Consider the following 8512-nt stretch of genomic DNA (forward strand, 5'->3'; position numbering starts at 1 on the left):
TAAATATGAAGGGATATTCATAAGGATAGTTTCAGCAAAAAAGATTACACTCCCAAATTCATACATCATCGGTTAAGAGATTTAGACTAAATGAAATTATTAATCTTTTTCAGATTTTCAGATATAGAGCCCTCCATTGACGTCAATAACCTGCCCTGTTATGTAATCTCCTTCCTGCGATGCCAGGAATGCAACAGTTCCTGCGACTTCGGATGTTTTCCCAAGCCTTCCCAGCGGGATCTTAGCTACGACCTTTTCCATTGCCTCGGCAGATATGCCTTTTACCATATCCGTTTCAATGAACCCTGGCGCTATTGCGTTCACAGTGACACCTTTTCCTGCAAATTCCCTGGCAAGCGCTTTTGTCAGGCCTATCATCCCGGCTTTGGATGCAGCGTAATTTGTCTGCCCGAAGTTACCCATCCTGCCTATGACAGATGAAATATTCAATATCCTGCCATACTTTCTCTCAAGCATTCCGTCTATGAATGCCTTGGTACAGTAAAAAGTACCGTCAAGATTCACTGATAAGACATCATTCCACATATCAGATGTCATTTTAACGAAGGATTTATCCCTCACGATCCCTGCATTATTGACAAGGATATCTACCCTCCCGAATTTCTCAATAACCTCGTCACGCATCTTGTTTACCTGTTTGGGGTCACTCACATTCGCCTGGCACATGCAGGAATGACATCCTTTTGATTCTATCAGGTCGGATATTTCCTTTGCATGTTCCTTACATTCCATTTTCCCGATCTTTTCAGTAATCTCTCCCAGGGAATCTGCCATTCCCATGCGGTCTATCAATTTTGAAACCATCCGGGCATGATCTTTTGCATTCTGGTAGTTAATAACAACATCAGCCCCTTCCTCAGCGAGCTTTATTGCTATTGCACGGCCGATCCCCCTTGAACTCCCTGTTACAAGGGCTACTTTATTTTCCAGTTTTCTTTTTCTATCTTCCTTCATAAAATCACCTTTTAACTACAATTGCAGCACCCATCCCCCCGCCGATACATAGCGTTGCAAGACCATTAGTACCATTTCTTCGTTTTAATTCATGCACAAGCGTGACAAGTATTCTTGCCCCGCTTGCCCCTATAGGATGCCCGAGCGCTATGGCACCGCCACTCACATTGACTTTGTCACTATTCCAGCCCATCTCCCTGTTCACTGCAATGCTTTGCGCTGCAAATGCTTCGTTCGCTTCTATAAGATCAAGCTGGCTAACAGAAATATTCGCCCGCTGCAAAGCTTTTTTGCTTGCATTGATAGGGCCTGTTCCCATAATATCCGCAGGCACGCCTGCAGTACCATAACCTTTGATAGTAGCCAGTACTTCCAGACCTTTTTCCTTTGCTTTTTCTTCTGACATAAGAAGCACTGCTGCCCCCCCGTCATTAATGCCTGATGCATTGCCAGCGGTCACAGTCCCGTCCTTTTTAAAGGCGGGTTTGAGCTTTGCAAGAACCTCTTTTGTTGTCCCGAACCTGGGGAATTCATCCGTATCAAATAGAACCGGCTCACCTTTTGGCTGCGGGACAGGAACAGGAACTATCTCATCCTTGAATTTCCCGCCTTTAATCGCAGCTTCAGCTTTATTCTGGCTTTTTGCCGAGAGCTCATCCTGCTCATCCCGGGATATACCGAATTTTGTTGCTACATTCTCGGCTGTAACACCCATGTGATAGTTATTGAAAATATCCCATAATCCGTCATGGATCATTAAATCCACAAGCTCATCATTTCCCATCTTGGCCCCCCAGCGCGTTTTCCTTGATGCATATGGGGCTGTGGACATTGATTCTGTCCCTCCTGCCAGGATAACATCGGCGTCCCCGAGCATGATCGCCTGGGTTCCCAGGATGATCGATTTTAAACCTGAACCACATACCTTATTTACACAGAATGATGGAACCTCATTAGGGATGCCTGCTGCTATTGCTGCCTGCCGTGCCACATTTTGTCCGTGGCCTGCAGAGAGTACATTTCCCATTATGACTTCATTCACTTCACTTCCTGATGTTCCCGTTCTCTTCATGGTTTCCTTCAGTACAATTGAACCAAGCTGCACCGGGCTTATATCTTTCAGGCTTCCCCCGAACTTTCCTATCGCTGTACGTACAGCAGACACTATAACGACATTACTCATTGTTCTGTCTCCCTTGTCTCTCTCCATTGGATTATAATAGCAATCCGCCATCTACGCTTATCACAGCGCCGTTAATGAAACTTGCTTCATCCGAAGCCAGGAATAATAATGTGCTGGCAACATCCGCCGGGGTGCCAAGCCTCTTTAAAGGCGTCTTTTCCTTCATCATTTCAAGGATCTTTTCAGGCATTGCCTCTGTCATCGGAGTATATATGAATCCCGGCGCAACCGCATTTACCCGTATGCCCTTTTTCCCCAGTTCCTTGGCAAGTGTCTTTGTCATACCCACTAAACCGGCTTTGGTTGCGGCATAATTCGTTTGCCCCACATTACCGTACAGGGCAACTATTGATGAAATATTTAATATCACTCCGCTTCCCTGGGAAATCATTTGTCCAACAACTGCCTGGATACAATTAAAAGGTCCTTTCAGGTTGATATCTATAACTTTATCCCACTGTTCTTCTGTCATTTTCACTACAAGAGCATCCTGGATGATCCCCGCATTATTTATTAGTACATCTAATCTGCCATATTTTGCTATTGTTTCTTTCACGACCTGCTTTGCCTGTTCCCTGTTAGAAACATCGAGTCTTGCAAAAAAAGCCTCTCCTCCTGCATTTTTTATTAATTCGACCGTTTCTGCCCCTGCTTTTTCATTTACATCAGCAATTACAACTTTAGCGCCTTCTTTTGCAAACAAAATCCCGGTCTCTCTTCCAATACCGCTTCCACCCCCGGTGATAATCACTACTTTATCTTTAACCCTCATGTAATTCCTTCTTTGATTTTCTTTTAGATGTCTTAATTTTAATATCAGGGATTCCTTCTTCATCAAGACCTGACCTTGGCGTTAACCATTTTGAAATCCTGGGGCAGACTTCTTTCTGGGATTTTGATCCCACAAATATGCCTATATGCCCTGTGGGAAAAACCACCATCTCTTTTTCTTTGCTTGATACTGCATCATTTAGCGGTATACTTGCTTCATTTGGTACAAGATGGTCAAATTCCGCCATTATATTAAGAAGAGGCATGGTTATGTTTTTCAGATTGATCTTTTTTCCATTAAGTTCCATCTTATTCTGTATTAAAAGGTTTCTCTGGTAACAATCTTTCATAAACTGCCGAAATGCCTCACCAGCCTGATCCGGGCTGTCAAAGATCCATTTTTCCATTCTCAAAAAGTTCCTCACTATTTCCTCATTTCGGATCAAGCAGGCCTCATCATTAGGTTTACAGTCTATCCTGTCGAACATTCCCACATATTTGTCGATCATGAGCCTGAATGGATCTGTCAATAAGAATCCTGCATTCAGGAAATCTCCCGGTACTATTCCATAGTAATCAACGACCTTATCAACATCGAGATTCTTTGCCCATACATGAAGAAGTCCTTTTTGGGTATCAAAATTAATAGGCGCTACAAGTGTTATGAGATTCTTTACTTTCTCAGGATGTAACGCTGAATACATAACAGAAAAAGTCCCGCCCTGGCAGATCCCCATAAGTGTGATCTTATCCAATCCAGAACGCTTTCTTACTATATCCACAACGTTATTTAAGTATCCATTGACATAGTCATTTAACGTAAGATATCTATCCAGTCCTGAAGGGTATCCCCAATCGATAATATATACATCAAAACCGTCATCTAATAGTTTCTTGACCACACTTTTATCCGGCTGCAGGTCAAGGATGTAATAACGGTTCACAAGCGCATATACCATCAATATCGGTACGGGATGAGGTTTCTCCACTGTGGGTAAAAAATGGAGAAGCTTCATTTTATCTTCAGTATAGACTATTTCATGAGGTGTTGTGTCAACAGATACTTCCGGCATTTTCAAAAATATTTGAAATCCACTCATTAATTTATTGTATTCCTTTTCTATTGAACTAAGTTCATACATAATCCCGACTCCTTGAAATTTGAATGATTATTTATTCCCGGATAACTCGTTGATCCTGCCGGATAATTCCTTTACCTGCTTTTTCAGGGAATATAATTCCTTATTTAACTCGTCTATATCAGACTTTGTTGGAAGGTTGGATGGTTTTAGATAATTCTCCTCAAGCATTTCCCGGTTGTATTTCTGGACATCCAGGAAGTTTGATGTGAATCTTCCCATATCTGAAGAGAAATGGCCTGATCTCATGAATTCTTTGAATGTTTCACTATATGATTCCATCCAGGCATTATAAAGTTCCTTGTAACTTTCCGTACCTGTTTTGTCTTCCAAATTTATTTTTTTTGTATTCATCCGCTTCATTGCTTCCATGGAAATATTCTGGAAATCGGCGACTGTATCCATCCATGTTGAATAAAGGCTAAAGAAAAGAGGGAAACCTTTAGATATTTTTTCGGATTTCTCTCGTAATGGCCCTATTGCCGGAACTTCAGATACCTTGCCAAAGGTTGCTTCATAAGTTTTTACCCACATGTCAAAAAATTCATGTGTGGCTTCAAAGTTTGTTTCTTCCATACTCATACCTTTGGAGCGCTTGCCATACGGCTGAACGAATCCATCCACATTTTCGACATCTTGATCGATGTGTTCGAATAAATCTGATATGCGCTCTTTACAGGTTCCATCATCTCTTTTAATGGGCCCACAACAGGAACTCCTTCAAAGATATCTTTAGAAGTTTGTTCATACATCTTTATCCAGAGATTATAGAACTCTTTAAAATTTTCAGGATCACTGGTCAATTTTGACTGGTCTTTCATTTTTTCAGATATCTTTTCAAGTGCTTCTGTCCAGGATTTCAGCAGGTTTATGCTGATATCAGTGCTCTCTTTAAGAGTATCCAGCAGTTCTTTTGAAGGTTTCATTGTCCTGGGGTCAAACATCTTTGAAGAGGTTTCTGTATAGGTATTTACCCATAAATCATAAAAATTTTTATATGTTTCAGGGCTCACCTCACCTTTAGATAATTTTGCCAGCTCATCCGAGAATTTTTTGATGGAATCATCTGATGGAGCATATAATTTAGAATATACTTCTTTGATTTGTTTTGCCATCTTCGCCATTGATTCTGAATAGAAATCAGGTATACCTGTATAACGTCCGAAAACGTCTCTCTGATATTTGATCGCCGGGTGTTCGTTGATATCATCGATAACTTTTTCATAAGCCTTTATCCAGCTATCATAACGCTCCTTATATTGTGCCGGGTCACCTCCATTATTCAGGACTTGTGCTGTCTTCTTTGAATTTTCCCCGAATTCTTCGATCCAGGACATGTAAACTTTGCTCGACTCATCGGCATATTTAACAAAACTTTCGAGTTCTTCCCTGGGCGAGGAAATCTCGGCCGGAAAGACCTTACCAAATGTATTATTGTATGTTTTAATCCACTCTTCATAAAATTCTTTATATTTTATTGGTGAAGCGCTCATGGATACATCTGCCATTCTCAAAGACTTATCTCCAATGAACTCTATAAATGGTTTATAGAGTTTAAGGCTTGAATCACTCCATAACTTTAAAAATTCGTTTGAATTATCAACCCACAAGTTGATAGCATTTTTTACTTCATGTACCCCTTTTATTTCCTTAATTTCTTTTGTTAATTTCTCCTCACTTTCTTTAACCATGTTTATTTCACTCCATTTAATTTGTTTTGTATCGATGGCAATAAAAATAGGCAATATAGAATTAATTTATATTAGCCCCCATTTCGATATTATTCAATATTCATTATTATGATATATAAAGTTTTTTCACTTATATTAATAATGTAGAATTAGGGGTATCGGGAAACTTGCAGAGATATAAAAACTGAAAAATTGGGTTTATCGCAGTTATCGCCGCAGTAAAAGCTGAAAGGGACGGAGCAAAGGCGCTTGTATGCGCTCCTATTGTGAGCACAACGGTTGAAAAGATATTGCGAATTCCAGTTACTTCGATAATGCCAAAAGACAGCCTGATCGAAGCGATAGAACTTGCGGCAAAAAAGATGGGATAGAATTGTTAGAAAGAAGTTGGAACTGCGCCTCATTATTTTAACTTCTGATGCATTATTTCCTTCGAACCCCGGTGATATTATATTGAATCTTACTGTTCCGTTCGTGTAAAATACCCAATCCTTCCTGCCAGATTCAAAACCCAGATTCTTGATAAGATTAGATACCGGAACAGGCAGAATAGTAGTAATAGTACCGAAGAGACCGTGAGCCTCATCATTGATGCCTGCAGTAAAGAACAGATTGTTTTTTGGCCCTGCTGTAGCGCCATTTCCAAATCCCAGACCCCAAAGCCCTTCGATAATAATTGGCTCTCCGCTGGTATTTTTTAGAATAGCATGGAACTTGCCTTTTCCAGGATCAAAGGCTGCAATCTGTCCACTTCCAAAATTACCCACAAGTAAATCATCGCTGAAACTGCCGAAATCTGAGGGGGCAAGCGCTATCCCCCATGGTGCGTCCATCCAATCTCCATATTCCAGGCTCATCAACAGATTTCCATCTGTGTCAAAAACATCTACGAATCCAAGCCCCGGGCCATTCAGATTATTATGCTTTTGGACATCTTGCTTGGCAAAGGTCACAAATATCTTACAATTGATGTTTTGCACATTAAAAGGAGCAAAATCCGCAGGGATTAAGATATTCCGAGGAGGCGTTAACTTTAAATATAGCTGCTTAACTTGTTGTCCACTGAAAGTAGCGCACTCCACATAAAAATGGTACACTACACACACCAGAACGTTATTAGATACATTGGTTCAAGGGGAGGAATAAAATATGAACAAAAAGCAAAATGTAAGTAGCAAGATATTGACAGATGAAGAATTGGAAAAGCTAATTGAAGAAGCAACAGTTGATTGCTATGATGAATCAGAATGTCTTGCTGGTTTCGCTGTTATGATACAAGATAATTTGGAATTTCCATTCGTAGCTAGAGTTATAGGTGAAAAAGTTACTGTAACTGGAGTAACAGAAGAAGATGAGAGAATTTTGGCAGAGTGCGAACGGAAAGGAAAAAAATACAATATTGATATCCTGGATATAGAATTTACCTCGCTAGTAAAAGGAAGTGAATGGATAGATGCTTACAAAAAATGGAAAGGATGATTAAGAGCCTAGCCCATAGGGTGTATGGTATGGCTTCATCCTTTCCATTTTTGGAGAGAAAGTAATTTTTTTTGCTGAACCTTCACTTATATCGCATTTATGGAGATTATTATACGAGGTCTGGATGAGGATAGATTATAGGTCTATAGCTGTTGCTTTCAGATAGCGACTTCGTGAAAAGTGCATATAAGAGTTATTAACCGCAGTTTACTTTCACTACTGCTTTACAATGAGGGTGATCTGAGGATTTTGGGGTTTTCAAATGACTCGTTTATGAAAATGAGTTACATATTTAAAAATATATAAATAGTTAATATTTTATATTTATAATGTATAGTTTTTTATTGCCAGTTTTGTACATTTGTGGGATTGTACCCAATTTTTTAAAAAATTTACTCAGACGATATCTAAAATTATATATATGAGCATGTAAAAAAGAAGTGTAAAAGGAGGTGAAGGCATGAGTTCTATGGCAAAAAAGAGATCCTACTTTAACCGGGCTAATTGGATTAATTCGTTTTTTTCTCTTCCTAGGGGTATATCGTGACCATATCTCCGGTTAATAGATAGAATCATCCTGGCTTATGTGCGTTCGCCTCTCATACTGCATCCTGGTGAACATTCCCTTTCATAGCTTCCACTAATCCAACAACATGCAATGATTTGACCAAGTTAAGATTTATTCGATATTTCCGATCTTAACAGGGTATCGCCACGATTTTAACGTAGATGTACGCTAAGGAATTAACACCTAAATTTGCTGATGAAAAAAGTATGCTGTTGACGTGTGGATTGAAGAAACTGTCAGCAGTACAAAAAAAATTGAAGATAGAAAACATGGCAAAAAACGGGATGCTTAAACCCTTAGCGTACGTGTACGTAGAAATCGTGGCGATACCCTGATATGGTCAAACTAAAGCTTGAGAGTTCCTTTTTTTACTTTTTCGGTGCGTTGGAGCCCATCCATTAATTAATCCCTTCCATTCCATCATTGTTTTGTACCTTTACGAACAGATAGCACCAGGCTTTGTTATTGAAATAAGCCGTGATGTTATGGTCACAAGCGATAAGGATAGACCCTTTTAATTTATTTTCTTCCTTCTTATAATAGCATTTACTTCTTCTGACTTCAATATTTCCAAACGGTCTTTCTCCAAGTTTTCTCTTTCTATATTTCTTCTTGTCAAAACGTATACGTGCTATTTTTCTTATGGACTTCTTGGCTTCTCCTTCCCTCTGCTTGACCTGTAAATCCATATGTACAGCCTTTGCAT

At 39.7% G+C, this 8512-nt stretch carries 8 protein-coding genes and 2 pseudogenes; 2 read left to right on the plus strand and 8 right to left on the minus strand.

Annotation, left to right across the window (positions count from 1 at the left end; translation table 11 throughout):
• Positions 1 to 117: 117 nt before the first annotated feature.
• Genes CL181_RS06030 through CL181_RS06055 form a run of 6 tightly spaced genes read right to left on the minus strand, consistent with a single transcriptional unit; the run spans position 118 to position 5759 of the window.
• Positions 118 to 975, minus strand: coding sequence for a 3-oxoacyl-ACP reductase family protein (locus tag CL181_RS06030; protein WP_097298402.1), 858 nt, complete (start codon positions 973 to 975; stop codon positions 118 to 120).
• Positions 976 to 979: 4 nt separating this feature from the next.
• On the minus strand, positions 980 to 2158 hold the full coding sequence (locus CL181_RS06035) for an acetyl-CoA C-acetyltransferase (RefSeq protein WP_097298410.1): 1179 nt from the start codon (positions 2156 to 2158) through the stop codon (positions 980 to 982).
• 31 nt (positions 2159 to 2189) lie between these two features.
• The gene (fabG, locus tag CL181_RS06040) at positions 2190 to 2930 is read right to left on the minus strand and encodes a 3-oxoacyl-ACP reductase FabG (protein WP_097298403.1); all 741 of its coding nucleotides are present in this window, start codon (positions 2928 to 2930) and stop codon (positions 2190 to 2192) included.
• Complete coding sequence (gene phaC / locus CL181_RS06045; RefSeq protein WP_097298404.1) at positions 2920 to 4071, minus strand: class III poly(R)-hydroxyalkanoic acid synthase subunit PhaC; 1152 nt, start codon at positions 4069 to 4071, stop codon at positions 2920 to 2922. The genes fabG and phaC overlap by 11 nt, the downstream gene beginning before the upstream one ends.
• Positions 4072 to 4098: 27 nt before the next feature.
• Positions 4099 to 4644 (minus strand): poly(R)-hydroxyalkanoic acid synthase subunit PhaE, encoded by a 546-nt coding sequence (locus tag CL181_RS06050; protein ID WP_176505090.1) that lies wholly within the window; start codon positions 4642 to 4644, stop codon positions 4099 to 4101.
• A gap of 2 nt (positions 4645 to 4646) precedes the next feature.
• On the minus strand, positions 4647 to 5759 hold the full coding sequence (locus tag CL181_RS06055) for a poly(R)-hydroxyalkanoic acid synthase subunit PhaE (protein WP_097298406.1): 1113 nt from the start codon (positions 5757 to 5759) through the stop codon (positions 4647 to 4649).
• A 203-nt stretch (positions 5760 to 5962) separates the two neighbouring features.
• On the opposite strand from CL181_RS06055, the pseudogene CL181_RS21075 reads away from it, so the two are divergent.
• Positions 5963 to 6130 (plus strand): annotated as a pseudogene (locus tag CL181_RS21075) (transcriptional regulator); the annotation flags it as partial.
• Positions 6131 to 6325: 195 nt separating this feature from the next.
• Here CL181_RS21075 and CL181_RS21080 read toward each other — a convergent pair.
• Positions 6326 to 6865: pseudogene (locus tag CL181_RS21080) on the minus strand (TIGR03118 family protein); the annotation flags it as partial.
• Between the two features lie 43 nt (positions 6866 to 6908).
• On the opposite strand from CL181_RS21080, the gene CL181_RS06065 reads away from it, so the two are divergent.
• Positions 6909 to 7238, plus strand: coding sequence for a calcium-binding protein (locus tag CL181_RS06065; RefSeq protein WP_097298408.1), 330 nt, complete (start codon positions 6909 to 6911; stop codon positions 7236 to 7238).
• Positions 7239 to 8204: 966 nt separating this feature from the next.
• Here the strand turns inward: CL181_RS06065 and CL181_RS06070 are convergent.
• Positions 8205 to 8512, minus strand: a 308-nt coding sequence (locus tag CL181_RS06070) for a hypothetical protein (RefSeq protein ID WP_217993102.1), incomplete at its 5' end; no start/stop codon positions are given.

The organism is Candidatus Methanoperedens sp. BLZ2 (assembly GCF_002487355.1).
Classification (GTDB): domain Archaea; phylum Halobacteriota; class Methanosarcinia; order Methanosarcinales; family Methanoperedenaceae; genus Methanoperedens.

What these genes read in the sequence shown, in the direction of transcription:
- CL181_RS06055 (WP_097298406.1), bottom strand. Translation starts at nt 5,759, where the DNA reads ATGGTTAAAGAAAGTGAGGAGAAATTAACAAAAGAAATTAAGGAAATA.
- CL181_RS06030 (WP_097298402.1), bottom strand. Translation starts at nt 975, where the DNA reads ATGAAGGAAGATAGAAAAAGAAAACTGGAAAATAAAGTAGCCCTTGTA.
- CL181_RS06065 (WP_097298408.1), top strand. Translation starts at nt 6,909, where the DNA reads ATGAACAAAAAGCAAAATGTAAGTAGCAAGATATTGACAGATGAAGAA.
- CL181_RS06050 (WP_176505090.1), bottom strand. Translation starts at nt 4,644, where the DNA reads ATGGAAGAAACAAACTTTGAAGCCACACATGAATTTTTTGACATGTGG.
- fabG (WP_097298403.1), bottom strand. Translation starts at nt 2,930, where the DNA reads ATGAGGGTTAAAGATAAAGTAGTGATTATCACCGGGGGTGGAAGCGGT.
- phaC (WP_097298404.1), bottom strand. Translation starts at nt 4,071, where the DNA reads ATGTATGAACTTAGTTCAATAGAAAAGGAATACAATAAATTAATGAGT.
- CL181_RS06035 (WP_097298410.1), bottom strand. Translation starts at nt 2,158, where the DNA reads ATGAGTAATGTCGTTATAGTGTCTGCTGTACGTACAGCGATAGGAAAG.